Origin of the sequence: Azospirillum thiophilum, from assembly GCF_001305595.1 — a bacterium.
GTDB classification, from domain to species: Bacteria; Pseudomonadota; Alphaproteobacteria; order Azospirillales; family Azospirillaceae; genus Azospirillum; species Azospirillum thiophilum.
This window is the reverse complement of sequence record NZ_CP012402.1, coordinates 1,075,870-1,101,349: the sequence shown is the minus strand read 5'-3', so window position 1 is coordinate 1,101,349 and position 25,480 is coordinate 1,075,870. Positions and strand designations below refer to the sequence as shown.

Below are 25,480 nucleotides of genomic sequence, written 5' to 3'. Positions count from 1 at the left end.
CTCCGTGGCGCGAAACGGGATCAGGCGAAGGTGACGACCCGCACCAGGGCCGCCGGATCCCCGGCGAAACGGGCGGCCCGTGCGTCGATGTCGGCGATCTGGCGCGCTGCGCGCGAGCAGGGAAAGCCGTAGCGGGCGGCCACCCTGTCGCTGGCGATGGTCAGGGCGGCCCGGCTGATCCGGGCAAACTCGGCAACGGGATAGGCCGCGCCCACGCTCAAATGCTCCTGTACGACGAGGGACGGCGAATAGCAGTCGTACACTTCGCCGTCCGGCCATTGGACGCGGAAGATCATTTCAGGCATGGGCGAGGCTCCGCTGCTGGGTGAGGAGGGCGTTGTAGGCGTCGAGATGGCGGCGCGCGCAGTCGTCCCAGCCGAACCCGGCGGACCGGCGCAGGCCGGCGGCGCGCAGATGGCGGGCGGTGGCGGGCTGCAGGATGTCGGTCATGGCGGCGGCGATGGCGGCGGGGTCGAGCGGGTCCACCCACAGGGCGTCGTCGGGGTGCAGATGCTCGGTGAAGGGGGCGATGGCGGGAACGATGGCCGGCGTCCCGCTCGCCATCGCTTCGAGAACCACCAACCCGAACCCTTCACGCAGCGACGGGAAGACCAGCGCGTCGGCCAGCCGGAACAGGGCGGGCATGTCGGCGTCGGGCAGCGGGCCGGTGCGGATCACCGACGCGGCGGCGGCGGGGTCGCGCGCCAGCAGCGCGTCGAAGGCGCGGGCCTCGCCGCTGTGGTCGAGCAGGGAGGCTCCGCCCGCGACGACCAGTTGGGCGTCGGGCCGGGTTCGTTTGATCATCAGAAAGGCGTCGAGCAGGCGGGCGCTGTTCTTGCGCGCCTCCACCCCGCCGACCGACAGGTAGACCGGGCCGGGTCCAAGCCCCAGCCGGGCCCGCAAGGAATCGTCGTCCGGCCCGGCCTGCGGGGAAAAGCGGGTCCGGTCCACGCCGTTGCCGACCAACAGGGCGTCGACGCCATGGTCCCGCGCCAGGATCTCCCGCCACAGATGGCTGACGCAGAACACGCGGTCGGCATTGGCGATGGCACGCCATTGCCGGGCCTCTACAGCGGGATCGGCGAAGCGGTCGAGGTGATGGACGGTGTAGAGATAGCCGGGGATGCGCCCGGCCTCGCGCAGGCAGGCCAGGGCGTTACCGCTGATGCCGTCCTGTGCGTGATGGATGTCGTAGCGGGCGGCGTCGCTCCGGGTGAAGAAGGCCAGATAGTCGGCTATCCGCGTCTCCACCAGGGCGGCCAACCCGGTTTCCGCGACGGGACGGGCGGGCACGCCGACGGCGCCGCAGCGGGTGGGACGGAAAAAGCCGCCCCCGTCCGGGTCGGGTGCGTGGACCACGGCGCGGTGGCCAAGCGCGGTCAGCGCCTCGGCCAGCTCCAGCGCGTGGACCACACCGCCGCGCGGGTTGGTGGAGTGGGCCAGCAGGGCGATGGACAGGCTTTGGGCGGATCGGCTCATCACGCGGCCACCATCCGGCGAGGGCCGCAGCCGATCAGCGGGCTGTCGGCGAAATTCCAGACCGGCAGGGACTCCACCCCATCGGTCAGGGTCAGGGCGGTTGCGTCCTTCACCTGGCCGATGACGGCACAGCCCAGGCCGCGCGCCTGGAAGCGGGCGGCGACGGTGGCGCAATCCTCCGGTGCGACGCTCAATAGAAAACCGAAGCTGGGAAAGGACAGCAGCCAGCGGTCGAGCGGCACGCCGGCCGGCCGGGGGATCGCGCGCAGATCGATGGTGCCGCCGACGCCCGAGCATTCCAGCAGCATCAGCGCGGTGCCGACCAAGCCTGCCATGCTGATGTCCTTGGCGGCACGGCACAACCCGTCCTCGGCCAGCCCGGGCAGCAGGGCCAGATCGCCGCGCAGCCGGTCGGCCGGGGCGGCGGTGGCGGCGTCGAAGAAGGGGTTGGGCTCGTGGTAGCGGCCGCGCAGGTCGATGGCGGCCATCAGCCGGTCGCCGGGCCGGGCGTCGTGGCTGGTCAGCAGCCGTTTTCCCGCCCGCCCCAGAATGGCGACGGCCAACTGTGCCCGGTCGTTGCGGGTGTTGGAATGGCCGCCCACCACCGGCACGCCATAGGCCGCCGCCGCCGCCCGCAGGCCGTCGAGGATGGGCTGTGCGTCCGCCGCGCCGTTGCTCCACAGCGCATCGACAACGGCCAGCGGACGCCCGCCCATGGCGGCGACGTCGCTGACATTCACCATCACGCCGCACCAGCCGGCGAACCAGGGCTCGGCGGCGACGAAGCCGTTGACGAAGCCCTCGGCGGCGAACAGCAGATGGCCCTCGCCGTCGGGGATCGCCGCGCAATCGTCACCCAGGGCGATGGCGGACGCATCCGATACCGGCGGCTTCGCCAACGCCGACACCACGGCGTCGATGTCGCGCTTGTGGGTGAAGCCGGGGCTGGCGCGCAGGGTGTCGATCAGGCTGGACAGGCTGCTCATGCCGCCCTCCGCGTCAGCGTCAGGAAGCCCTGGGCGCCGTCAGGCCAGGGCGGGTAATGGGACAGGTCGGCTTGCATGCGGTGGTGCGGGCGGCCATGCAACTCGACCTCCTCCAGCGTCGTCCAGCGCAGGCGGCGGAAGAGCAGGGCGTTGCGGCTCTGGACATGGGCCTGGAAGCAGCGGCAGCCGCGCGCCGTCGCGGTCGAGACGGCCAGCCGGATCAGCGAGGCGCCGAGCGAGGCGCCCATCGATCCGGCGCGCCGGTGCTCCTCCGCCACCGCCAGCCGGGAGCCGATCCACAGGCCGGGTTCCGGCTGGTGGATGCGCACGGTTCCCACCACCGAGTCCGGCATTCCGCACAATTCGGCCAGCGCGACAATGGGGACGGCCATGGCATCGATGGCGTCGCGGTCGTCGCCGTCGAACAGCCCCTGTTCGACGCAGAAGACCCGGCGGCGCAGGGCCGCCGCCCCGGCGACCTCCCACGGCTCGGTGGCGAGCTTGACCCGGTGGACGCCGGCGACGAAGGGGGGCGGCGGACCATCCATCATGGCGGACTCCTCATGCGGCGGCGGGCGATGACAGGGGGAGCGGGTCAGGCGGCGACGGCTTTGCGGGCGTTCAGCCGGGCGTCCATCACCTCGGCCAGATGGGCGGCGTCGTCGGCGATGCCGAGGAAGCGGCCCGATCCCCAGGTGTGCAGCCAGGGCAGGCCGATGAAATACAGCCCCTCCACCGGGGAGACGCCGCGGTCGTATTTCGGTGCGCCGCGCCCGTCGAAGACCGGCAGCTCGATCCAGGAATAGTTGGGGCGGAAGCCGATGGCCCAGACGATGGCGCCGATGCCCTGCGCGGCGCAATCGACGGCCAGCGGCGTGTCCTGCGGCTGCCAGACCGGAACGAACGGCTCCTCGACCGGCGCGTCGATGCCCCTGGCGGCGATGAAGGCGTCGATGTCGCGGCGGATCGAGACATAGACCGCGTCGGCGTCGTCGAGGTTGGCCGCCAGATCGTCGGCGAAGCGGACGACGGACCCGTCGATTCCCGCCATGCTGCCGTAGAGCGACACCCCGTCCCGTGCGAAGCGGCGCAGGTCGATCTCATGGCCGCCTGCGCGCCCCGACAGGTAATGGTTGGTCTTCTCCTTGGCCTTCTCGCCCTGCGGGTGCTTGTCGATGGTCATGGCGTAATAGCCCATCTCCATCAGCCATTCGGTCGCCTCCTTGCCGCGATAGACGCGGGGCGAGCGGGGAGCCGGGCCGACGCACAGATGGACCTTGCGCCCGGCCAGATACAGATCCTCCATGATCTGGACGCCCGACTGGCCGGAGCCGACGACCAGCACCTCGCCCGGCGGCAGCTGGTCCGGGTTGCGGTAATCGACCGAATGGATCTGGGCGATGGATTTGTCCAGCCCGTGGGCGTAGGGCGGCACGATGGGCACGTCGTAGCCGCCGGTGGCGACCACCACATGGTCGGCGGTCAACGGGCCTTCGCTGGTTTCGACCTCCATCACGCCGCTCTTGCCGCGCCCGACGCGGGTGACGGCGACGCCCTCGCGGATCGGCGGATCGACCATGCGGGCGAAATCCTCCAGATAGGCGACGATCTCGTCCTTCAGCATGAAACCCTTGGGATCGTTGCCGGCATAGGGGAAGTCGGGCAGGCGGCACTGCCAGTTGGGGGTAACGAGGCAGAAGCTGTCCCAGCGGTCGTTGCGCCAGGAATGGCCGATGCGGTTCTTTTCCAGAACCACATGGTCGACGCCGCGCTTCTTCAGCTCGTGGCTGACCGACAATCCGGCCTGTCCGCCGCCGATGACGACGACTGGAAAATGGGTGGCTTTGGTCATGGCAGAGGACTCCGCTTACTCTTCGAAGGTGGACAGGGAGGAGCAGGCGCCGCATTTGCCGCAGCCGGCCTTGCTGTCGGCGGCGCGCAGGCCCGCCTGTTTCAGCATCGCGCCCAACGGGGCGAGCAGCGCGCGCATGAAGGCCGGGCTGGGCGCCGGGTGATCCTCCAGCGGGGTGCCGGACACCGGGACGAAGGGCACGACGAAGGGATAGACGCCCATTCCGATCAGACGCTCCGCCTTCGCCAGGATGGCGTCCGGCGCGTCGCCCAGCCCGGCGAGGATGTAGGTCGAGACCTGCCCGCGTCCGAACACCGGCACCGCGGCGGCGAAGGCGTCGAAATAGCGCTCCAGCGGTACCGAGGCCTTGCCCGGCATGATGCGGGCGCGGATTTCCGGCGTCACCGCCTCCAGATGCATGCCCAGCGTGTCGATGCCGGAATCGTGCATGCGCCTGAACCACGCATCGTCGTCGGGTGGCTCGCATTGCCCCTGGATCGGCAGGTCGACGGCGGCCTTCACGGCGGCGGCGCTCTCGCACAGGATGGCGGCGCCGCGATCCGGGGTGGGCGGCGTGCCGGTGGTCATCACCATGTGGCGGACGCCGTCGAGCAGCACGGCGGCGCGCGCCACCTCGGCCAACTGCTCCGGCGTCTTGCGCAGGATGGTGCGGCCTGCCGCCAGCGACTGCCCGATGGAACAGAACTGGCAGGTCTTGGTCCGGCTCTGGTAGCGGATGCAGCTTTGCAGAACGGTGGTGGCCAGCACGTCAGCGCCGTGCAGCACCGCGATCTTCTGATAAGGCACGCCGTCCAGCGTCTGCAGCCCGTAGAAGCGCGGCTGGCGGGGAAAGCGGATCGCGCCGACCGCCAGACCGTCGCGCCACACCACGCTTGCCCCGTCATCGCCCGGCCGGTCGGCCTGATAGGGCGATTCGAAGGCGCCGGCGGTGTGGACCGGCACCATCACGGTGCGCCCGTCGATGGTGACGGCCTTGTGGTCGCTCGGCCCCGCGCCGCCGCGCCGGCTGGGGGCGCCGGCGCGCGGGTCAGCCAGCCGGATGCCGAAGGACTGCAACTCGCTGATGAGCAGGCTCGCCGGGGATGGGGAAGCGGGCATCGTCATGGTCGGTGTGCTCCTGTTCGAGCGGGGCAGCGGGAGGGATGGCGGCAGGAATGGCTGTCGTCATCGGCATGGCGGGACGGTTGTCCAGCCGCAGCGACAGCAGTTCGGGGCGGGCGTAATGGCCGACCGAATCCATCATCCGCTTGCGCTTGGTGATGAGGCCCATGTCGAGGTCGGCGATCAGGATCCCTTCGCCCGAGGTCAGCGGCGGCACGACATGCTTGCCTTCGGGCGAGACGATGGCGGTCATGCAGCCGCCGCGCAGGGCGTTCTGCAGGCTGGCATCGGCGGTGATGGCGGCGATCTGCGCCTCGGTCAGCCAGCCGGTGGCGTTGACGACGAAGCAGCCCGATTCCAGCGCGTGATGGCGGATCGTCACCTCGATCTGATCGGCGAAGATCTGGCCGACCAGCGAGCCGGGGAACTGGGCGACGTGGATTTCCTCGTGCTGAGCCATCAGGGCGTAGCGGGCGAGCGGGTTGTAGTGTTCCCAGCAGGCCAGCGCGCCGATGCGTCCGACCGCGCTGTCCACCACGGTCAATCCGGTGCCGTCGCCCTGGCCCCAGATCATCCGTTCGTGATAGGTCGGGGTGATCTTGCGCCGCTGCAGGATCAGGCTCCCGTCGGCGTCGAAGACCAGCTGGGTATTGTAGAGCGAGCCGTGGTCGCGTTCGTTGACCCCGAGGACCACCACCACCCCATGCGACCGCGCCGCCGCGGCGACGGCGTCGGTGACCGGACCCGGCACCACCACCGCGCGCTCGTACAGGGTCAGGTGATCGGCCCCGGCCAGGACGGGCGGACGCACGAAGGAGAAGTAGGGGTAGTAGGGAACGAAGGTCTCCGGGAAGACGACCAGCGCCGCCCCCTTGGCCGCCGCCTCGGCGATGGCCTGACAGACCCGCCCGACCGTGCCGTCGGCGCTGTCCAGATCGGGGGCGATCTGCACCGCCGCGACCCGCACCGTTCGTTTCTCCGTCATGATCCGCCCTCCGGTGGCCGCGCTTACAGGGTCCAGGTGTTCAGGATGAATGCATTCGATTTCCGGTGGAGCAGGACGATGTCCAGCACGTCCAGCGGATTGATCGGGCGGATGCCGGGGATCAGCGCGCCCTCGCCATGGCCGTACAGCGCCTGGAGCGCGAAGCGGCAGGCATAGACCTTGCCGCCTTCCTCCATGAACTTGACCAGCTGCTTGTTGATCGCCTGATGGCCGGGGAACGCCTCGTCGCCCAGCGTCGGGAAGCCGCGCTGCACGCCCAGCGTCACGCCCGGCCCATAGAGCAGGATCGAGGTCTCGAAGCCCTTGCGCAGCAGGCGGGTGGCCTGGAGCAGGTTAACGAGACCGATCGAGCCCTCGAACGCCACGGTGTGGAAGGTGACGAGCGCCTTTTCTCCCGGTTCCGCCTTGACGTCCTCGAACACCTTCTCTTCGTAATCGACCAGAACATCGCCCTTTTGGTTCGCGGGCTTGGTCACTGCGGGCATCTCTCATCCTCCTTGCTTCGATGGATCCGGCGTTTGGCGCCGGAGGCTCCTGCCGGAGCGACCGGATGGCCGCTCGGGTGGTTTCCGATCATTAGCAAGCGGTGTGCCAGTCGATTTTAGTGCATGATCACATTCTAATGCAGTCGATAAAGCCTCATTGAATGGTGGTTTTCCCGATATTGACTGTATTGATCGGATCTCGCGCGGTGCTTCACGAACGGGCGGCTTCTGGTCAAATGATGTGCGGTCCGCTGGTTTGCAGTCGAATTAGGCAGAAGTCGGGTGCCGCAGATGACTGGATCGTATGGATCGGCGGCAGGGCGTAGCCAGCCGCATAAGCCGACAGGTGACGGCGCGAGCGCCTGGAAAGCCTTGAGCGACCAGGGCTGCGGCGTTAGGAAGCGCTTCGCTGTGGAACGGTTGCCAGACGGATGCGGCCCGCATAGGATGCGGCGCGATGTCCCGCACCGTCTGCCTGCGGATCGGGCGTTGCCCAGTTTGGATCCACATGCTGCGGATCATTGACCGCAGTCGAAAGCCAAGGTTCCGTAGAGTCGATGCAGTCGTCCCCACATCCGTGGCTGCCCCTTATCCGCACCAGCGAGAAGCCGCGCTACCTTGCCATCGCCGACGTGATCGCCGAGGAGTTGCGTCAGGGACGTCTGGCTCCCGGCGACCGCCTGCCGCCGCAACGGACCCTGGCGGACGCGCTCGAGCTCGACTTCACCACCATCGCCCGCGGCTACAGCGAGGCGCAACGGCGCGGCCTGATCGAATCCCGTGTCGGCAACGGCACCTTTGTCCGCGATCTTCCCGCATCCGCATCCGCATCCGCATCCGCATTGCCCGAGCCGGCCCAGGCCGAACGCGCGGTGCCCGCACCCTGCCAGCCGGCGGCGCGTGCGCCGCGGCCCCGACGTACCGCCGACCTGTCGATGAATCTGCCGCCGGAGATCGAGGATCCGGCGCTGCTGGCCCGCATGCGCCAGGGTCTGGCCGAGATCGCCGAGGATCTGGTTGGCGTGTTGCGCTATCAGGAATTCGGCGGTGCGCCGGAAGACCGTCAGGCCGGAGCCGACTGGCTGGCGCGTCGCGGGTTGATCGCGCCGTTGGACCGGCTGCTGGTCTGTCCGGGCACACACAGCGCGCTGCTGGCGGTGCTGGGGTCGGTGGCCAAGGCCGGGGACGTGGTGTGCGCCGAAGCGCTGGCCTATCCCGGTCTGCGCGGACTGGCGGCGCAACTGGGGCTGGAACTGGTCGGCCTGCCGCTGGATGCGGACGGCATCCGGCCCGACGCCTTCGCCGAGCTGTGCCGGACGCGCGCGCCCAAGGCGCTCTACTGCAACCCGACCCTGAACAACCCGACGACGATCACCAGTTCCCTGGACCGCCGCACCGTGTTGATCGACATCGCCCGCCGCCACAACGTCGCGATCATCGAGGACGACGCCTATGGGGCGTTGCCGGTCGGCGGGCCGCCGCCGCTGGCGGCACTGGCCCCCGATCTGGTCTTCCACATCGCCGGTCTGGCCAAGAGCCTGGGCGCCGGCTTGCGCATCGCCTATCTGGTCGCGCCCGAGGCTCGGCGGATGTGGCAGCTGTCGGCCTATCTGCGTGCCACCACGGTGATGGCGTCGCCGTTGACGGCGGCGCTGGCGACCCGCTGGATCGCCGACGGCACCGCCGACGCGATGCTGGACGCCATCCGCGCCGAAGCCGCCGCACGCCAGAGCTACGCCCGCCGGGTCCTGCCCGTCACCGACACCGTATCGAAACCGGAGGCCTTTCATCTCTGGCTGCCGCTGCCGCCGGACTGGAGCCGGTCGGGCTTCGCCGCCACCCTGCGCGCATCGGACATTGGCCTCGTCGTCAGCGATGCCTTTGCCGTCAGCGGCCCGCCGCCCGAAGCGGTGCGGGTCTGTCTCGGCGGCGGGGCCGCGGCGGACATCCGCAGCGCACTCGACAAGATCGCGCACACCCTGTCGCAACCGCCGGAATTTGCCTCGGCCTTCCTGTGAGCGGGAATGCCGGGCGAAGGCCCGTCGCGGACGTCAGTTCAAAAGCCGGTTCTCCCGCAGCCGCGCCGCGGCCAGATCGACGAACGCCCTGACCTTCGCAGGGGCGTGACGTCCCTCGGGGTGGAGAATGTGGATGGGCAGTGGTGGTTCCTCATGATCGCCGAGCACGATCTGCAATGTCCCCTCGAGGAGTGCCGGGCCGATCTGATAGTGCAGAACCCGTGTCAAGCCCCACCCGTCCTTCGCGGTGGCGATCACCGCCTCGTTGGTGTTGCACTGGAGGATGGGGTCGATCGTCACCCGCTGGTCCCCGGCGAACCGCCATTCCGGCGACGCCCATGCACTCGTGGAGGCTGCGATCCGATGGGCTTTGAGGTCGGCCGGCGTCATGGGCACGCCATGGCGCTCGAAATAGGCAGGCGAGCCGCAGATCACTCGCCGGATCGTGCCTACTCTGATGGCGGTGAAGCCCGAATCCGGCAAATGGCCGATCCGCACGGCGACGTCGATGCCCTCTTCGACGATGTTGACGGGCCGATCGATGAACAGCGTCCGGGCACGCATCGTGGGATAGCTGTTCAGGAACTCGGTCAGGATCGGCAGCACATGCATCTGGCCGAACAGAGCGGATGCCGTGATGGCGAGTGTTCCGCTCGGCGTGGCATAGGAACCGCCCGCCGCGGCTTCGGCCACGGCGATGTCCGACAATATCTGGCGGCAATCCTCGAAATAGCGGGCGCCCGCTTCGGTCAACTTGACCGAGCGGGTCGTGCGGACGAACAGGCGGGCGCCGATCACCTCTTCGAGGGATGCCACGGCGCGGGTCACCGCCGGCGCGCTCATGTGCATGTGACGGGCGGCTTCGGCGAAGTTCCCGGTTTCCGCGACCTTCACGAATATCCGCATCGCCTGCCAACGATCCATCGGTCCGCCCCTTTCCTGCGCGTCAGAGGATGTTCATCAGGATCTCCGGAGTGATACCGGGATCCAGCCTCAGAATCTCCTCGCAATAATCCGGCGACTGCCAAGCCGGTATGAGGGCTGCCGCCAGATGTTCGATCTCCAGGCATGCCCGTCCGTCGATCCCGGCCTTCGCCGCTCGCTCGCGCCGTGACGAGCGATCCTCGTCGTTCGACGCGAGCGCCAGAGCGATCGCCCGCGATATCGGGAAGTCGAAGCTGGATCCCCGTCTTGCCGCGTCGACCTCGGCTCCGGTCATGCCGAGTTTTTTGGCATCGGCATCCTGCCGCTGCAACAGCAGCGTGTCGCCGCTGCCTGCGGTCAGGGCCAGCTCGATCGACAGCCGGGCCCGTTCGTCAAGCCTGAATCCAGCCATGGTAACACTCCTCTTTCGGAAGGACCCGTGTCAGAAGCCGAAGTGGCTGAGGCCGGGATGATCGTCGGGGCGGCGCCCCAGCGGCCAATGGAATTTCCGGTCCGCTTCGGCGATCGGATGCTCGTTGATGCTGGCATGGCGGTTGCGCATCAACCCATCCTCGGCGAACTCCCAATTCTCGTTGCCATAGGCGCGGAACCACTGGCCGCTGTCGTCGTGATATTCATAGGCGTAGCGCACCGCGATGCGGTTTCCCGTGAAAGCCCAGAGTTCCTTGATCAGCCGGTAGTCGAGTTCCCTGTTCCACTTGCGGGTCAGGAAGGCCTGGACCTCCGCGTGGCCATTCGCGAACTCGGCGCGGTTCCGCCACCGGGTATCCTCGGTGTAGGCGAGAGTGACCTTGGCAGGGTCGCGGCTGTTCCAGCCATCCTCGGCGAGACGGACCTTCTCGACGGCGGACTGCTCGGTGAAGGGGGGAAGCGGCGGACGGGACATGGCATTCTCCTGTGGATCGGATGATAGGGGGAGACGGGCGGCGGGGAGGGGAAGCTTACCGCCCGTAACAGGTGTCAGAGGGCGAGCTGGATGCGGTTCTCCTCGCCGGGCTCCGGTTCGGCCGGCACAGCGCAGCAGATCAGGACCTCGTCGGCGCCGACGCCGGCGGTCGGTTCCCTGACATAGGTGACGGCACCTTTGAGCAGCTTGGTCCGGCAGGTTCCGCAGGTGCCTTCGCGGCAACTGTATTCCGGCTCCAGGCCGCGCGCTTCCGCCAGCTCGAGCAAGCTGCCGGAGCCCGGCGTCCAACTGGCCTCCTTCAGCGAGTCCATGAAGGCGACGGGCACCGGTCCGGTCGACGGCAGGGGGCGGACGGGCAGGGCGGCGCCGGCATCCGCCGTGCGTTTCAAGGACGACGGTCCGAACGCCTCGGCGTGGATCCGCCGGTCGGCGATGCTGTAGGCCCGCAAACCGTCATACAGCGCCTGGGTGAAGGCGGGCGGGCCGCAAAGATAGAAATCGTAGTCGTTGAAGGGCAGGATGCGCGTCAGCAGGACCATGTCGATGCGGCCGGAGACGTCATAGTCGATGCCCTCCTCGGCACCGTCGGGATCGCTGAGCACCCGTATCCACCGCACCGCCCCTTGTGCGGCATTCACGAGCGCAGCGATCTCCCGCTCGAAGGGACGATCCGACTTGGAACGCGCGGCCTGTACGAGGATGGTCGGCCGCATCCGCTGCCTGCGCAGCCCTTCATAGACGACATGACGCAGCATCGCCAGCAGCGGGGTGATGCCGATCCCTCCGGCCAGCAGGACCGCGGGCCGCGTTTCGAAAGGATCGATGGTGAACTGCCCATCGGGTGCGCGCGCCTCGATGACGTCGCCGACCCGGATGCTGTCGTGGAGGTGACGCGATACCGCACCGTCCCGCTTGACGCTGATGCGGTACAGACCGTCGGACGGCGCGACGGACAGTGTGTAGGTGCGCATGACCGGCTTGTCTGTGCCGGAAACGTTAACGCGGATCGGCAGATGCTGACCGGCAATATGGGGTAGCAGGCCGGCTCGGTCGTCCGGCTGGAGGTGGAAGGAGCGGATCGACGGGCTTTCCTCGACGATCCGCGTGACCTTGTAGGGCCGCCAGCGGATCGCGAGGTCGCTCGCCTGCAGGCGGGCTGCCGCCTGGGTCCAGTCCCCGGTCATCAGCGAACTGGGCGACCAGCCGTCTTTCCGGAACGACCAGCGCAGCGCCAGCGCGCCTTGCCGGCGCAGGATACGGCGCGGCCGGAAGCTCCACAGCCTCTCCGCGCCCTGGAAGGCGGCGATCTCCGGCGAGTCCAGGATGACCTCCGCGTCGCCGGTCATCTGCAGCAGGTCGCCGTTTTCGTAATCGATGAAGACAAGCCCGGCCTTGCCGTTGAGGACGATGTTTCCGAGAGTCGAAAAGAAGAGGTTGCCGTTGAAATCGGGCACGGTGAGGGTACCGTCCCCGGCGATACGGACAAATCCCGCCTTGCCGCCACGATGGGACACGTCGACCTGCCGGCGCTCCTTGCGGTCGGCATAGGTGGCGACGAAGAAGGCGTCCGCCGCCGCGATCATGGCGCGGGCCGGAGCATCGAGTTCAGGCAGATCCTCCACGACGCCCGTGAATTTATCCCCGGGATCCCGGGCGAAGGCAATGTCGCGAAGCTGGATATAGCGGGGACAATTCCCGAAGCTCTGGTCGACCTCCACCCGGATTCCACCCTCGCCGACCGAGAGGATGCCGTTCATGCGGTTGCGGCGCCGGCTGTGCATCTCGATCCCCAGCAGGCCGACGGCATCCCCGTCCCGCATGCCGTCGGCCGCCGGGTCGCCGGGGTCGGCGTGGGCGGCGATGTCGAGGGTTGTCGGTGTCGGCGACGACAGGAAGCCCGGCTTGCCGGCGAGCAGCGTGGCCCAGGGGGCGCCCTGGGGATCGACGCTGCCCAGCACGATGAAGGGAAGCTGGGCATAGAAGTCGCGGTGCTGGTCGGGCATGTGATCGCGGAGCGCCCGCTGGCCTATGGCTGCCATCCGCTCGGCGACACCCAGCTTTTCCTGGATGAACGTCTCGCCTTCGTGCCAAGTCGGCAGCGTCGTCAATGTCGCGGTCATCTCGGGTGTCCTTATGCGGATCCAGGTTGCGGGCGTGCCGATGCGGGGATCAGGCGGCGAGGCCGACCGGCGTCCGGACGAAGGGGACGAAGCCGGGCAGGCCCTCGACCCGGCGGAGGAACGCGTTGACCGCGGGATAGCCCGAGAGGTCGACGTTGCCTTCCGGTGCCTGGGCGACATAGCTGTAGACCGCAACGTCCGCGATGGTCGGATTCTCGCCGACCAGCCAATCCTGTCCGCCCAGCCGGCTCTCGAGCCGCTTCAGCAGGACATGCGCCCGGGCGATGACCTCTTCGGCATTGTAGGCCGCTCCGAACACGGTGATGAGCCTGGCAGCCGCGGGGCCGTACGCCACCTCTCCGGCCGCCACCGAGAGCCAGCGCTGAACGGCGGCAGCACCGCTCGGGTCTTCCGGCAGCCAGTCGGTGCGCCCCGCCTTCTTGGCGAGATAGACGAGGATGGCGTTCGAATCCGTGATGATGACGCCGTCGTCATCCAGGACCGGTACTTGGCCGAAGGGGTTGAGCTTCAGGAACTCGGGGCTCTTGTGGGCGCCGGCCTTGAGGTCGACCTCGACCAGTTCATGGGGAATCCCAAGAAGAGAGACGAAAAGGGCGGCGCGATGCGAGTGGCCCGACAGGGGGTGATGATAGAGTTTCATGTCCTGATCCTGCGATTTACTGGCCGGGTCCATTCCCGTGCCGCATCGCCAGACTGCTCCATCGGTCACATGACGGGAATGACCCGCTTTGGCACTTCTTCATTGCATAAAGTGGAATGATGGGCTCGGGCGGCTGGCCAAGCGGCCAGGGGAGGATCACGCCGTGCTGTCGCCGATGACCCAGGAGGGGGGCGGCACGCCATCCCTCAAGACCGCTGACATGAACGATCGGCCCAGGCGTCAACTTTCCTTGCGGAATATCAGCGACGTGTTTATTCCGCCAAACGCAAAATTGTTGGACATCAGATGGTCGATATCCAGTCGCCGCGCTTCATTCTGCACGTAGTCCAAAGGAGCGCAGCGCTCGTCGACGACATCCAGGTTGGCGGTGGGGACGAACAGACCTTCCTGCATCATGGCGATGCCGAGCCAGGCCTCCATGGCCCCGCAGGCGCCCAGGGAATGGCCGAAATAGCTCTTGAGCGAATGGATGGGCATGCGCTCGCCGAACACCGCGTGGGTGGCGGCGGTTTCCGCGATGTCGCCCCATTCGGTCGCGGTGCCGTGGCCATTGACGAAGCCGACCGCTTCGGGCGGCAGGCACGCGTCCGCCAGTGCCTGCCGCAAGGCGATCTCCATGGTACCGGCCTGTGGCTGGGTCACATGGTTGCCGTCGGAATTGCAGGCGAAGCCCACGATCTCGGCATGGATGCGGGCGCCCCGCGCCAGGGCGTGTTCGCGCTCTTCCAGGATCAATGTGGCGGCTCCCTCGCCGATCACCAGCCCGTCGCGGTCGCGGTCATAGGGACGGGGCGAGGTATGGGGCTTGTCGTTCCGGGTGGAGGTGGCGAACAGCGTGTCGAAGACGGCCGATTCCGTCACGTCCAGCTCCTCCGCCCCGCCGGCGATCATCACGTCGGCCTTGCCCCACTGGATCGCCTCGCAGGCATAGCCGATCCCCTGGCTGCCCGAGGTGCATGCGCTGCTGGTGGGGATGATCCGGCCGGTGACGCCGAAGAACAGGCCGATGTTCACCGCCGCCGTGTGGCTCATCATCTGGATGTAGCTGGTGGCGTTCAGCGTCTTGGACGTGCCGGCGGTCATCAATTCGGCGAAGGCGATCACCGGTGCCGGGCTGCCGAAGGAGGAGCCGTAGGCGATCCCGGTGCGCCCCGACCTGATCGCCGGATCGCCCAGCAGGCCGGCGTCCTCCAACGCGCGTTCGGTGGCGCGCACCGCCATCCGGGCGACCGGTCCCATGGTCCGGGTCTTCTTGCGGGGATAGCGGTCGTCGATGGAGAAACCGGGCACCGGAGCGGCCAGACGGGTGTTGATGCCGTCGAAACGGTCCCATTCGGTCATGGTGCGCACGGCGGTCCGCCCGGCCAGCATATGGGCGCGGATCTCGGGCCAATTGTCGCCCAGCGCCGTGATTCCGCCCATTCCGGTAACGACGACCCTGCGCATCAGACCATGCCCCCGTTCACGGAAATCACCTGCCGCGTCACGTAGCCGGCCTCGTCGGAACAGAGGAAGGCGACGGCCGCCGCCACCTCCGCCGGCCGGCCGAGGCGGCGCATCGGCACGGCCTTCATCACCTCGTCCATCGGTATGCCGTCGATCATCTGGGTTTCGATCACGCCGGGAGCGACGCAGTTGACGGTGATGTTCCGCTTGGCCAACTCGACGGCGAGCGCCTTGGTGGCGCCGATGATGCCGGCCTTGGCGGCGGAATAATTAACCTGCCCGCGATTGCCGGTCAGGCCTGACACCGAAGACAGCGTGACGATGCGCCCGCCGGCACGCGCCGAGACCATGGGCAGAACCAGCGGCTTCAGCACATTGTAGAAACCGTCCATGTTGGTGCGCAGCACCGAGTCCCAATCCTCGTCCGACAGGGCGGGAAAGGCGGCGTCGCGGGCGATGCCGGCGTTCAGCACCACGCCGTAATAGGAGCCATGGGCGTCAAGCTCGGCCTCCAACGCCGCGAGGCAGCCGGCACGGTCGGAAATGTCGAAGCCCAGGATCCGCCCGTCGCTGCCCGCCGCACGGATGGCGTCCAGTGTCGTTTCCGCCCCGTCGCGGTCGCGCCCGTAATGGACGGTGATCGCGAAGCCGTCGCGGGCCAGCCGTTCGGCGATGGCGCGCCCGATTCCCTTGGAGGCGCCGGTGACCAGGATGCGTCGCGTCATGAATTGTTCTCCAACAGGGTCCGGGCATCCGCGGGCTGATAGACGGTGAGCTGGGCCGCAGCCACGGTCTCGCCGCCGACTGCTGCCACGCAGTCGAACACGCCCATCTCCCCGTCGCGATAGACCAGCGTCACCCGGATGCCCAACATTGTTCCCGGCGCGAACCAGGATCGATCCGCGGTGAAGGCGCGGGTGCCGAGCAGAAGGCCCAGCCGCACCGGCGCGCCGGCCTCCCGCGCTTCCGCTCCGACGAAGGCGCCGCAGGCCTGCGCCATCCATTCGATGGCCAGATGGGCGGGTGCGCCGCGTTCGGGATCGATGAAGGGCTCGCCGGTGCGCACGGTCACCGCCGCCATAAGGCCGGCGGCATCGTAGCCTTCCACCGTGTCGATCAGGATCATCGGGCGGGCATGGGGCAGAAGCTCTTCCACCGGCCAGGGGCAGGATTTCATCCCCGATCGATCCCCAGGATCAACGCCACGTTCGACCCGCCGAACGCGAAGGAGTTGCTGAGCATCGCCACCCGGTCCTCCTTCCCGGCCAGTCGGTCGCCCGGCCGGGTTAGGGCGAGTGGCGGAAGGGCCGGATCGGCGGCGCCGTCCCACAGATGCGGCGGAAGCAGTCGGTCGGGGTTGGTGTCCGGGTGCAGCGTCAGCCACAGGAAGGCCGCCTCGCAGGCCCCGGCGGCGCCCAGCGTGTGGCCGGTCATGGCCTTGGTCGAACTGCATGGCGTGTCGGGGCCGAACAGGGCATTCACCGCCTTCGCCTCCATCGAATCGTTGAGCGACGTGCCGGTGCCGTGCAGGTTGACGTAGCCGATGGCGCTTGCCTGCAAACCGGCGTCGTCCAGGGCGGCGCGCATGGCGGCCAGCGCTCCCTTGCCTTCCGGATCGGGCGCGCTGATGTGATGGGCGTCGGAGCCTTCGCCGATGCCGAGCAGTGTCACCGGTGCGGGGTCGCGGGTCAGCAGGAAGACCGCCGCCGCCTCGCCGATGTTGATGCCGTCGCGGTTGCGGCTGAAGGGCTGGCACAGCCCGGCCGACACCGCCTCCAGCGAGGCGAAGCCGCCCAACGTCATCCGGCACAGGGTGTCGGCCCCGCCCACCACCACGGCGTCGCAGAGGCCGGCGGCCAGCAGGCGGCGGGCCGACGCGAACACCTTGCCGCTGGAGGAGCAGGCGGTCGCCACCGTGTAGGCCGGCCCCTCCACCCCCAATGTCCGGGCGACGAAATCCCCCAGCCCGCCGGTTTCCTGATGCCGGTAATGGAACCCCGCGGGCCAGGAGCCGGTGCGCCGATGGACGAGGAAGGCCTCCTCGCCTTCGGCGATGCCGGCCGTGCTGGTGCCGACGACCACGGCGATCCGGTCCCGTCCGAACCGCCGGGCGGCCTGTTCCACCTCCTCCCCGATCTGGTCGAGGGCGAGGCGCATCAGGCGGTTGTTGCGCGGCTCCGCTCCCGGCTCCGATCCGGGCGGCGGGACCGGGACAGCACCCGACAGCACGGTCCGGCCGGGCACAAGGTCGTCGCGCGGGACCAGCCCGGCTCGGGTGCCGGCGAACAGCGCGGCGGCCACCTCGGCCTTTCCCGCACCGATGGGGGTGACGAGCCCCATGGCGGCGATGCCGGGCCGTATCATGGCACGACTTCCTGCGACTGGACCTCGATCTCGTACCCCCAGGCGCTGTTGGTGTAGCGCATGGTGCCGGTCCAGGGACCGGGGGAGGGGCCGGCGGCGTTCCAGCCGTATTCGGCGTGCAGGGCCTCCTTTCCGCCCAGGCGGATGGTGCGGGCATGCGGTTCCTGTGCCAGCTCGCCGCCGATGGGCGCCAGGGACCGGCGAACCACCGCTTCCGGCCAGTAGAGGACCACCAGATCGGCGAGCATGGCACCGGGCCTCACTTCCGGCGGCAGCCAGGGCGCGGCGTCGACATCGACCCCGGCATCGGTCCAGGTCACCGTCATGGCGCGGCGGCCCAGCGTATCCAGGCCGACCAGCGTCATTTTCTCAGGAGTCACGCTGATGTGCCCTTCAAACACGAAGCTGCGGTCCCCATGTCTGCCGGAGATGAGCTGCGCCGCCTCCACATTGCGGCCGAGGTCGGCGGGACGGGGCAGCGCAAGCCGCAGGTCCGGTCCCAGCATCGGCGCGCGGCTGTCCGGTCCGGGGGCCGCGACGCAGCCGCCGAGTATGAATGCCAGCGCCATCCAGGCCTTGCGTGTCATGCCTTTTCGCGTGCCCTTTTCAAAAAGTTCGGCACACTACACGAATCGCTTTTGGTTGCACAGCCCGTGCGCGTTCCGCCGCGCTTGCCCGGCCGGGCGGCCAGCGGAGCCAGCAGGAACGCCAGCAGGATGCCGAACAGCATGGTCAGGCCGAACCCATGCACGGCCCCAGCCTTGCTGACCACCAGCAACCCGAAGGACAGCAGCGTGGTCAGCGTCGCCAGCCACACCGCCAGCAGGGTGACCGGCTGCCGGTCCTCCCCCGCCTCGGCGCAGAAGATGGCGTAATCCACCCCGATGGCCAGGATCAGGATCAGCGGCATGATGTGGAAGAAGGTGATGCTCTCCCCGGTCAGGGCAACCAGCGCCGGGGCCAGCGTCACGGCGGACAGCGGCGGAAACATGGTCCGCCCCGCCCGCCGCCAGCCATAGCGCCACGCCAGGGGGCCGACCATCAGCAGCGCCGACACCGCAACCAGCAGCACGGCCCGTTCGCGGTACTTGCCGAGCAGGGCGCTGAAATCGCCGGCGGGATCGACCAGCCGCACCCCGTCCATGCCGGACAGGGCGGCGCGCAAGGCGGCAGGATCGGTCAATCCCTGAAGGGTCACGGCATGAAGTCCCGGCGCCAGCACCAGTTCCCCCAGCATCGGCACGGTGCCCACCGCGTCGTTCAGGCGGAGCGGTTCGGCGGGCCCGGAGCCGCCGGTGCCGGCCGTCGGCTCCGGCAACCCTGTCTGTGCCCGGTAGGTGGCGAGGAAGGGCGTTTCCAGGGCGTCGCGGACCAGGGCCATGTTTTCCCCCTGCCGGATCGCGGAGGGAACGAAGGCGGCCGGGGATTGGAAACCCGCGATGGCGCCATCGCGCACCAGCGGGACCAGCCGGTCGGCCAGTTCCTCCTCCGTCCGCAACGCTCCCTCGTCGTCGGGCGCACGCACCAGCACGAACTGTTGGGCGGTGGTGGCGCCGATCAGCTGCTGGATCTCCGCCTGCTGGCGGGCGAGGTCGGGAGAGATCGGCTGCAACCGCCGCACGTCGTCGTCCACATGCAGCCGCATCATGCCGACGGTCCCCGCCAGGGCCAGCGCCGCCAGCATCGCCAGCCGTAGCGGGCGCAACCGGGGCGTTTCCCAGAAGGTCCACAGCCGCTCGGCCATACGCATCATCCGCGCCCCGTGCCGCACCGTCCTGCCGCGGTCGAGCAGCGGCAGCCACAGCACGACGGTGGCGAAGGCGGAGACGAGACCGGCGGCGGAGAACACCGCGATCTGCCGCAGCCCGGGAAAGGGCGCCAGGGCCAGCGTGGCATAGCCGATCAGCGTCGTCGTCAGCCCAAGGGTGATGGCGGGCAGGACGTGGGCCAGCCGGTCGGCCGGGGTGGGCGTGCTTTCGTCGAACAGGCCGCTGCTGTAATGCAGCCCGTAATCCACCGCCACCCCGATCAGGCTGGTACCGAACAGCAGCGCCGCCACATGCAGCTCCCCGAACAGCAGCAGCCCGGCGGTGAAGCCCATGGCGATCCCCACCCCCAGTGCCAGCACGTTGTGCAGCAGCGGCCCAACCCGGCGGAACACAACCAGGATCAGCAGCACGGTGCCGCCCAGTTCCAGCATGGACAGCAGCGTCGCCTCGTCGATGGCGGTGCTGGCTCCGGCCTGGGCGAAGAACACCGCTCCCAGGCGCTTGATCTGCAAGTCGGGGTGAACTGCGGCCAGTTGGGAGGCCGATGCGTCGAAGGCCTCCACCACCCGGCTCTGCACCTCCAGCTCGAACGGTTCGCGCGACAGGGTGGCGCCGACCAGAATCCAGGTGGTCCCCTTTTCCGTCACCGTCAGCATGCCGTCGTCCAGCGTCAGGCGCGACAGGGGAAAGGGCAGCGCCGTCAGGAAGGAGGGCAGCAGCAGGAAGGGATCGTTGCGCAGCAGGCCAGCATCGGCGATGCCGCCGACGCCGAACAGTTGCGACAGCGCCCGCGTCGCGAGATCCTCCCCCCGTCCGGCCAGCAGCGTGGTGCGATCGGCGTCGCTCAGCAGGCCGTGGCGGTGGGGGAAATACAGGGCGCCCAAGGCCCGCAGGCGCGACGGGTCCACCCCCTCGTTGACGGTGGCGACCAGCCCGGTCGCGATCAGATCCCGCGCCAGCGTGGTGGCCGCGCCGCGCGCGGCGGCGCGGTCCTCCGACCCGACCAGGGCGATGATCCGGCGGCCCAATGCGCGGGATACCGCGTCGTTCGCGCGCTGAAGGGTGGGGTCCTGCTCCTCCCTCGGCAGCAGGGCCAGCAGATCGGTGCGCAGCGGCATCCCGGACTGCACGCGCCAGCCCAGATAGGCGCAACCGGCGACCACCACCAGAAGCCAGACGAAGGCCAGCAGGCGGGCGGTCCCCGGCCGGAGGAACGGATGCGTCATGGCGACGACGCGCCCAGGCTTTCCAGCAGTTTTTCCTCGTCCCGCCCCGGCGCCGTTGCCGACAGGCTCTGGTCGAGGAAGCTCAGGCGGTCGCTGTCGCCCTCGGGCTTGATGATCTCCACGCTGTCGACAAAGCGGTTGCCGCGCACGGCGATCCGGCGGATGGGCATGGCTGGATCGTCGGCCCGCAACGGTGCCAGATCCAGGCTCCAGCCCGCGGCGTCGCTGCCGCGGGTGACGGAGAACAGCCCGTCCAGCGCCTTCCAGTCGCCGGTCAGCGCGCCGCCCAGCATGGTGTACATCCGCAACATGAAGGGCAGCTTGGCAGCGGACAGGCGCATGGTCTCGTTGCCCCGCACCTCCTGCATCAGGCCGGCGGGACTCATCACCGTGGTGATGGCGAAGGGCTTCTCCACCTGCCAGATCAGGCCGCGGCCGGGGGCCAGCAGGAACCGGCCCTCGCTTTTCAGCGGTGCCGCGAAGCCTTTGAGGGTTCGTTCCTGTACGAAACGGCCGCGCAGAACCTGCCCCTCGGCCAGCGCCGCCGGTTCGGCTGCCGGGACGGCGCGCGCGACAAGGAGGGCGGCGAGGACCGCGATGGCGAGGAGCACCGGCGGCAGCGCCGCCGGAAGACGGAAGCGGATCACAGCAGCGCCTTCACTTTCTCGATCAGAATGGCCGGGGACTCGAAAGCCAGCTCCTCTGTCCCGATCGCGACGGCGAGCTGGATGGTGCGGGCCTTGGTCAGCACCTCGCCCGATCCGGCGTCGCGAATGCGGTAGTCGATGCGCAGGCGGTTCTCGTACTCCACCAGCGTCGCCGTTACCCGCACCGTCTGGGCGAAGCGGATGGGGCGGACATATTTCAGCTGCATGTCGACGATGGGCCACATGAAGCCCGACTCAGCCATCTCCGGGTAGTTGTAGCCGATGCGGTCCAGCAGGGCGCAGCGGGCCTGTTCCAGATAGCGGGCGTAATTGCCGTGCCAGACCACCTGCATGGGGTCGAGGTCGTAGAATTGCGCCTGGATGGTGACCTCGGCGGAAATCATATCGGCAGCGCTCATGGTTCCCCCGCGCCCTCCGGCGCCCAGAAATCGAAGAAGTTGTACCATTGGAACGGATCGGCCAGCGCATGGCGCTCCAGGCTGCAGGCGAAGGCGGCGGCGCAGCCGTCCAGAGCCTCCGCCCGCCGGCCGCGCGGCAGGTCGATGCGGTCGGTCAGCCGCTCGGCATACAGGCGGTGGCGGCCGGCCTCGCGCCGGCAGAACAGCAGATAGACCGGGCATTCCAGCAGAGAAGCCAGGATGTAGGGGCCCTGTGAGAAGGGGGCCGGTTCCCCCAGGAAGGGCACCCGGCTGACCCGCCCGCCACCGCCCACCGGTGTGCGGTCGCCGGCGATCACCACCCAGTCGCCCCGTTCCACCCGCTCCTTCAGGGCGATGGCGGTATCCGGCCCGACCTCTGTCACCTGGAGCGTGTTGACCCCGGCCTCGGGATTGAAATCGCGCAGGAGGCGGTTGTAGTTCTCGGCATGGCGGGTGTGGACCAGCACCAGCAACCGGCGTCGCGTCTCCTCGTCCAGCAGGGCGCGCGACAGATCCATGTTGCCCAGATGGGCGACGATGAACAGCGCGCCCCGGGGACTGGCCTCCGCCTTGCGCAAGGCATCGACCTCCGCCGGCTCGACCTCTCCGGTCTTCGTCCCGCCCGTCCAGGCGGCGAAGCTGTCCAGGGCCCGTCCGGCGAAGGACAGGAAATGGCGGTAGCCGTCCCGCCAGCCGGGCGCCCGCGCCATTCCCTTGGCCGCGAAGGCGCGGGTCAGGAAATCGTGCGAGGCCCGCCGCTGTTCGGTTCCCGTCAGGTAGAAATACAGGACCACGGGCGCCAGCACCGCCATGCAGCCGCGCCGTCCGAACAGGCGGTAGGCGGCGGCGCAGATCCGCAACCCCCGGGCCATGCCCCGCTCGCCCAGCGCCGCCCAATGGCTGGGCTTGTCCAGCGACGGCAGCGGAGGCGGGCGGTTGGCCAGGATCGACGGCAGCCGCGCCAGCATGGTGAACACCAGCCGGGTATGCATCCACGAGATGCGGACATTGTCCCGCAGCACATCGAAATTGGAGGTGTTGTCGGGCGGATAGGTGACCCTCACCGGCAGTTCGGCCACCGGCGTGCCGCGCCAGAACAGGCGGACCATGATCTCGGTGTCGAAATCCATCCGCCGCCCGATCCGGGCGCCGGTCGCCGTCAGCGCCGCCACCGGCGCCAGCGGGTAGACGCGGAATCCGCACATGGAATCGCGGATGCGGAGGGACAGGGTTTCGATCCAGACCCAGACATGGGTGACCCAGCGTCCGATGGCCCGGCCGGTCGGGATGGAGTCGTCATAGACCGGCCTGCCGGTCACCAGCGCATGGGGATGGCGGCGTGCCAGGGCCAGCAGGCGGGGAACGGCGGTCTGGTCGTGCTGCCCGTCGGCGTCCACCTGCACCACATGGGTGAAGCCGGCGGCCAGCGCCAGTCGGATGCCCTCCATCACCGCCGCCCCCTTGCCCTGGTTCGGTTCCAACCGCCGGACGGTGACGCCGTTGGTGGGATCGTGCAGGGCGGCGAGGGTGGAGCGGGCAGGTTCCATGCTGCCGTCATCCACCACGAAGACCGGTATCCCCTGGGCGCGCAGGCCCGAAACCACGTCGCCCACCACCCGCCAATGGTTGTGGCTGGGCACGACGGCACAAGCATGGAAGGCAGGGTTCAGGGAACCGGGGGCCAGGAGAACCGAGGGAGTGGTCATGCACCGGCCGCCCCGGTGTCCTCGACCTTGATGAAGCCGGACGTGAGAACCCCGCCGCCATCGCGGTACTCGAAGCCCAGGCGCCGGCGTGCCGGATCGTGACGCAGGCTCAACGTGACAATGCCGCCCGGCACGGTCACGCGGCGGAACTTGACCTGGAAATTCCGCGCCGCTCCGATGAACAGGCCGAGGTGACGGTCGGCGTTCCTCACCGCCCAATCGACCAGCGCCACCCCCGGCACGATCGGGAAATCGGGGAAATGCCCATCCAGCGCCGCAAGGTCGGGCGACACGAACAGATCCAGTTCCACCCCGCCGTCGATGGGACGCAGGGCGTGCATATCGGGTTCGGTGGGCTTCACGGACGTCTCCTCGGTGAACAGGGCGGCGAGGGCGGCGGCGCTGCGCTTGCCCAGCGGGCCGGCCGGAAGGCGGTCCACGAAACGCCACAGGCGCGGCAGGCCGGCCGGTTCCTGGGTCGCCGCCAAGTCCCGGCGCAGCAAGCGGCTGAAGCGGAACGGCCCCAGGGCGGCCAGCCGCTCCGCCCCCGCGGGGTCAGGGACGACCACCGCCCCTAGGCGCAGGCGGGCCTTGCCGTCATCCCCGCGCTCCACCACCGTCAGAGCGGCGTCGGCCACCCCGGGCAGGCCGCACAGCCGCCGCTCCACCTCGGCCAGTCCGATGCGCTTGCCTTCGATCTTCACCAATCCATCCGCCCGGCCCAGGAAGCGGAAGCCGTCATCCGACGCCATGTCGATCCGGTCGGCGCCCTCGTGCCTCCCTCCGGGGACATGGGCGGCCAGGACGCGCATCCCGCCATCCTCCATGCGTTCGACCCGCGTGCCGGGCAGCGGACGCCACGGCGGGTCGGCGACGGCGTCGACACGGTGGCGCAGGGCGACGGCGCCGGTTTCGCTGCTACCGAAAATCTCTGTGGGGACGGTACCGAGCAGATCGGCAGCCAGACGCGCCGCCCGCTCCGGCAGCGGCGCGCCGGCCGACAGGATCAGGCCGGGACGGCGGTCAGGTGGCAACGGGACCAGCCCGTCCAGCCGGGTCAGGTGGGCCGGGCTGGTGACGAGCACATCTCCTCCGCTCAGCGCCGCCGCCGCGGTTTCCCACAGGTCATGTGCCTTCCCGGCGAAGGGCCGTCCGCTCGCCAGCGGCCAGCACAGGCGGAAGGCCAGACCGTAGACATGTTGATGGGGAACCGTCGCCTGCACCCAGGCACCGGCGGGCACCATGGCGCCCAGCGCGGCCTCCACCGCCGCCGCCTCCCGTTCCAAATGCTCCAGGGTCTTGGCGATCCGCTTGGGCGCGCCGGTGGTGCCGGAGGTAAAAACCGTCAGTGGCGAGGCCGGGTCGAGCGCGTCGAGCGGCAGTCCGCCGTCCCCCGGTTCCAGCCGCAGGAACGGTTCCGCTGCCGGGCGCCCATCGCCGACCAGCATATCCCAGCCGCCACGCAGTCCCTCCAGCGTGCCTGGCTGGGCGTTGGACGGCAGAATCGCCTCCGATCCCGCCAGCCAGAGGGCGAACAGCCCCACTGCACCCCAATAGGCGTCTGTGGTGACCAGCATTCCCCGCCGGCAACCGGCCCGGCGCAGCCGCAGGGCGTTGGCGGCCACGTCGGCGCGGAAACGGGCGGCGCCGATCACGCAGCCGCTGCTGGAGGCCAGCGGGCCGTCATGCCCGTCGATCAGGATCCGGCCGAAGGAACAGAGAAGCGGTGCGTTCATCGGACGGTCCCGCGCACCCGCCGGCGGACCACCCATTCCCCCGCGAACAGCGCCCCCATGGCCCCATAGGTGAGCAGCCCGGTCCACAGCGCCCAGGCCTCGTCGCTCCCTGCCAGGGCCAAGCCGGCGGCGACGGCTGCGTTGAGGGTCAGCCAAACCGTCCATACCCAGGTGACTGCCCGGCAATAGGCCTGTCCTTCCGGCGGCAGATCCGGCTCGCGCAGGCGGGCCAGCCGTTCGACCAGGGACGGCGGATCGCGCAAGGTGACGGCGAAGGCGGCGGCGAAGCCCAGGCTGAGCACCACGGGATAGGCCCGCGCCGCGAGCCAGGGGTCGAGCGGCAGCAGGGCGGTCAGCGCTGCGGCGCCGGCCAACAGCGGCGGACGCCATGCGCGCCCCGCCTCCCCGCCCGAAATCAACAGCCGCAGCCCGATCAGCCCCAATGCCGCCGCGACGAATGCCGCAGGCGGCACCGTATCGCGCGCGGCATAGACGATGGCGGGATAGAGCATGCCGGCGGCCATCAGTGCCACGGCCGCCGGAG

At 69.2% G+C, this 25,480-nt stretch carries 25 protein-coding genes; 1 reads left to right on the top strand and 24 read right to left on the bottom strand.

Translation table 11 applies throughout. From position 1 onward, the window contains the following. Positions 1-20: 20 nt before the first annotated feature. Genes AL072_RS18460 through AL072_RS18425 form a run of 8 tightly spaced genes read right to left on the bottom strand, consistent with a single transcriptional unit; the run spans position 21 to position 6,930 of the window. Positions 21-305: an MSMEG_0570 family nitrogen starvation response protein gene (locus tag AL072_RS18460; RefSeq protein WP_045582844.1), complete on the bottom strand. Its 285-nt coding sequence runs from the start codon at positions 303-305 to the stop codon at positions 21-23. Continuing rightward, positions 298-1,479 (bottom strand): MSMEG_0565 family glycosyltransferase, encoded by a 1,182-nt coding sequence (locus tag AL072_RS18455; RefSeq protein ID WP_045582845.1) that lies wholly within the window; start codon positions 1,477-1,479, stop codon positions 298-300. The genes AL072_RS18460 and AL072_RS18455 overlap by 8 nt, the downstream gene beginning before the upstream one ends. Further along, positions 1,479-2,465 carry a sll0787 family AIR synthase-like protein gene (locus tag AL072_RS18450; protein WP_045582846.1) on the bottom strand — a complete coding sequence of 329 codons (987 nt, stop codon included), beginning with the start codon at positions 2,463-2,465 and terminating at the stop codon, positions 1,479-1,481. Before AL072_RS18450 ends, AL072_RS18455 begins: the two co-directional genes overlap by 1 nt. Further along, complete coding sequence (locus AL072_RS18445) at positions 2,462-3,016, bottom strand: MSMEG_0567/Sll0786 family nitrogen starvation N-acetyltransferase (RefSeq protein WP_144428283.1); 555 nt, start codon at positions 3,014-3,016, stop codon at positions 2,462-2,464. Before AL072_RS18445 ends, AL072_RS18450 begins: the two co-directional genes overlap by 4 nt. A 44-nt stretch (positions 3,017-3,060) precedes the next feature. Beyond that, on the bottom strand, positions 3,061-4,317 hold the full coding sequence (locus AL072_RS18440; RefSeq protein ID WP_045582847.1) for an MSMEG_0569 family flavin-dependent oxidoreductase: 1,257 nt from the start codon (positions 4,315-4,317) through the stop codon (positions 3,061-3,063). Positions 4,318-4,332: 15 nt separating this feature from the next. Then, positions 4,333-5,442: an MSMEG_0568 family radical SAM protein gene (locus AL072_RS18435; RefSeq protein ID WP_200909839.1), complete on the bottom strand. Its 1,110-nt coding sequence runs from the start codon at positions 5,440-5,442 to the stop codon at positions 4,333-4,335. Next, positions 5,366-6,424 (bottom strand): Nit6803 family nitrilase, encoded by a 1,059-nt coding sequence (locus AL072_RS18430; RefSeq protein WP_045582848.1) that lies wholly within the window; start codon positions 6,422-6,424, stop codon positions 5,366-5,368. The genes AL072_RS18435 and AL072_RS18430 overlap by 77 nt, the downstream gene beginning before the upstream one ends. Positions 6,425-6,447: 23 nt before the next feature. Then, the gene (locus AL072_RS18425) at positions 6,448-6,930 is read right to left on the bottom strand and encodes an MSMEG_0572/Sll0783 family nitrogen starvation response protein (protein WP_045582849.1); all 483 of its coding nucleotides are present in this window, start codon (positions 6,928-6,930) and stop codon (positions 6,448-6,450) included. 557 nt (positions 6,931-7,487) lie between these two features. On the opposite strand from AL072_RS18425, the gene AL072_RS18420 reads away from it, so the two are divergent. After that, the gene (locus tag AL072_RS18420) at positions 7,488-8,948 is read left to right on the top strand and encodes an aminotransferase-like domain-containing protein (protein ID WP_045582850.1); all 1,461 of its coding nucleotides are present in this window, start codon (positions 7,488-7,490) and stop codon (positions 8,946-8,948) included. A 33-nt stretch (positions 8,949-8,981) separates the two neighbouring features. Here the strand turns inward: AL072_RS18420 and AL072_RS18415 are convergent, their stop codons facing one another. From AL072_RS18415 to AL072_RS18340, 16 genes are all read right to left on the bottom strand, one after another. Beyond that, positions 8,982-9,872 (bottom strand): LysR family transcriptional regulator, encoded by an 891-nt coding sequence (locus AL072_RS18415; protein ID WP_045582851.1) that lies wholly within the window; start codon positions 9,870-9,872, stop codon positions 8,982-8,984. A gap of 22 nt (positions 9,873-9,894) precedes the next feature. Next, entirely contained in the window at positions 9,895-10,284 is a 390-nt protein-coding gene (locus AL072_RS18410) for a hypothetical protein (protein ID WP_063840352.1), read from the bottom strand. A gap of 30 nt (positions 10,285-10,314) precedes the next feature. Continuing rightward, positions 10,315-10,779: a nuclear transport factor 2 family protein gene (locus AL072_RS18405; protein ID WP_045582852.1), complete on the bottom strand. Its 465-nt coding sequence runs from the start codon at positions 10,777-10,779 to the stop codon at positions 10,315-10,317. A gap of 74 nt (positions 10,780-10,853) precedes the next feature. Beyond that, positions 10,854-12,920, bottom strand: coding sequence for an FAD-binding oxidoreductase (locus tag AL072_RS18400; RefSeq protein WP_045582853.1), 2,067 nt, complete (start codon positions 12,918-12,920; stop codon positions 10,854-10,856). Between the two features lie 49 nt (positions 12,921-12,969). Next, positions 12,970-13,581: a glutathione S-transferase family protein gene (locus AL072_RS18395; RefSeq protein WP_045582854.1), complete on the bottom strand. Its 612-nt coding sequence runs from the start codon at positions 13,579-13,581 to the stop codon at positions 12,970-12,972. Positions 13,582-13,821: 240 nt separating this feature from the next. After that, positions 13,822-15,048 carry a beta-ketoacyl-ACP synthase gene (locus AL072_RS18390; protein WP_045582855.1) on the bottom strand — a complete coding sequence of 409 codons (1,227 nt, stop codon included), beginning with the start codon at positions 15,046-15,048 and terminating at the stop codon, positions 13,822-13,824. Continuing rightward, complete coding sequence (locus tag AL072_RS18385; protein WP_045582856.1) at positions 15,048-15,773, bottom strand: 3-ketoacyl-ACP reductase FabG2; 726 nt, start codon at positions 15,771-15,773, stop codon at positions 15,048-15,050. Before AL072_RS18385 ends, AL072_RS18390 begins: the two co-directional genes overlap by 1 nt. Further along, on the bottom strand, positions 15,770-16,225 hold the full coding sequence (locus tag AL072_RS18380) for a hotdog family protein (RefSeq protein WP_045582857.1): 456 nt from the start codon (positions 16,223-16,225) through the stop codon (positions 15,770-15,772). The genes AL072_RS18385 and AL072_RS18380 overlap by 4 nt, the downstream gene beginning before the upstream one ends. After that, the gene (locus AL072_RS18375; protein WP_045582858.1) at positions 16,222-17,412 is read right to left on the bottom strand and encodes a beta-ketoacyl-[acyl-carrier-protein] synthase family protein; all 1,191 of its coding nucleotides are present in this window, start codon (positions 17,410-17,412) and stop codon (positions 16,222-16,224) included. Before AL072_RS18375 ends, AL072_RS18380 begins: the two co-directional genes overlap by 4 nt. After that, entirely contained in the window at positions 17,409-17,999 is a 591-nt protein-coding gene (locus AL072_RS18370; protein ID WP_045582859.1) for a DUF3261 domain-containing protein, read from the bottom strand. The genes AL072_RS18375 and AL072_RS18370 overlap by 4 nt, the downstream gene beginning before the upstream one ends. After that, complete coding sequence (locus AL072_RS18365; protein WP_045582860.1) at positions 17,996-20,407, bottom strand: MMPL family transporter; 2,412 nt, start codon at positions 20,405-20,407, stop codon at positions 17,996-17,998. Before AL072_RS18365 ends, AL072_RS18370 begins: the two co-directional genes overlap by 4 nt. Next, on the bottom strand, positions 20,404-21,054 hold the full coding sequence (locus AL072_RS18360) for a LolA family protein (RefSeq protein ID WP_045582861.1): 651 nt from the start codon (positions 21,052-21,054) through the stop codon (positions 20,404-20,406). Before AL072_RS18360 ends, AL072_RS18365 begins: the two co-directional genes overlap by 4 nt. Continuing rightward, on the bottom strand, positions 21,051-21,473 hold the full coding sequence (locus AL072_RS18355; RefSeq protein ID WP_245636841.1) for an acyl-CoA thioesterase: 423 nt from the start codon (positions 21,471-21,473) through the stop codon (positions 21,051-21,053). Before AL072_RS18355 ends, AL072_RS18360 begins: the two co-directional genes overlap by 4 nt. Continuing rightward, positions 21,470-23,200, bottom strand: coding sequence for a glycosyltransferase family 2 protein (locus tag AL072_RS18350; protein ID WP_045582862.1), 1,731 nt, complete (start codon positions 23,198-23,200; stop codon positions 21,470-21,472). Before AL072_RS18350 ends, AL072_RS18355 begins: the two co-directional genes overlap by 4 nt. Next, positions 23,197-24,936, bottom strand: coding sequence for an ApeI family dehydratase (locus AL072_RS18345; protein WP_052710080.1), 1,740 nt, complete (start codon positions 24,934-24,936; stop codon positions 23,197-23,199). Before AL072_RS18345 ends, AL072_RS18350 begins: the two co-directional genes overlap by 4 nt. Further along, the gene (locus AL072_RS18340) at positions 24,933-25,460 is read right to left on the bottom strand and encodes a COG4648 family protein (RefSeq protein WP_063840353.1); all 528 of its coding nucleotides are present in this window, start codon (positions 25,458-25,460) and stop codon (positions 24,933-24,935) included. The genes AL072_RS18345 and AL072_RS18340 overlap by 4 nt, the downstream gene beginning before the upstream one ends. Between the last annotated feature and the right edge of the window lie 20 nt (positions 25,461-25,480).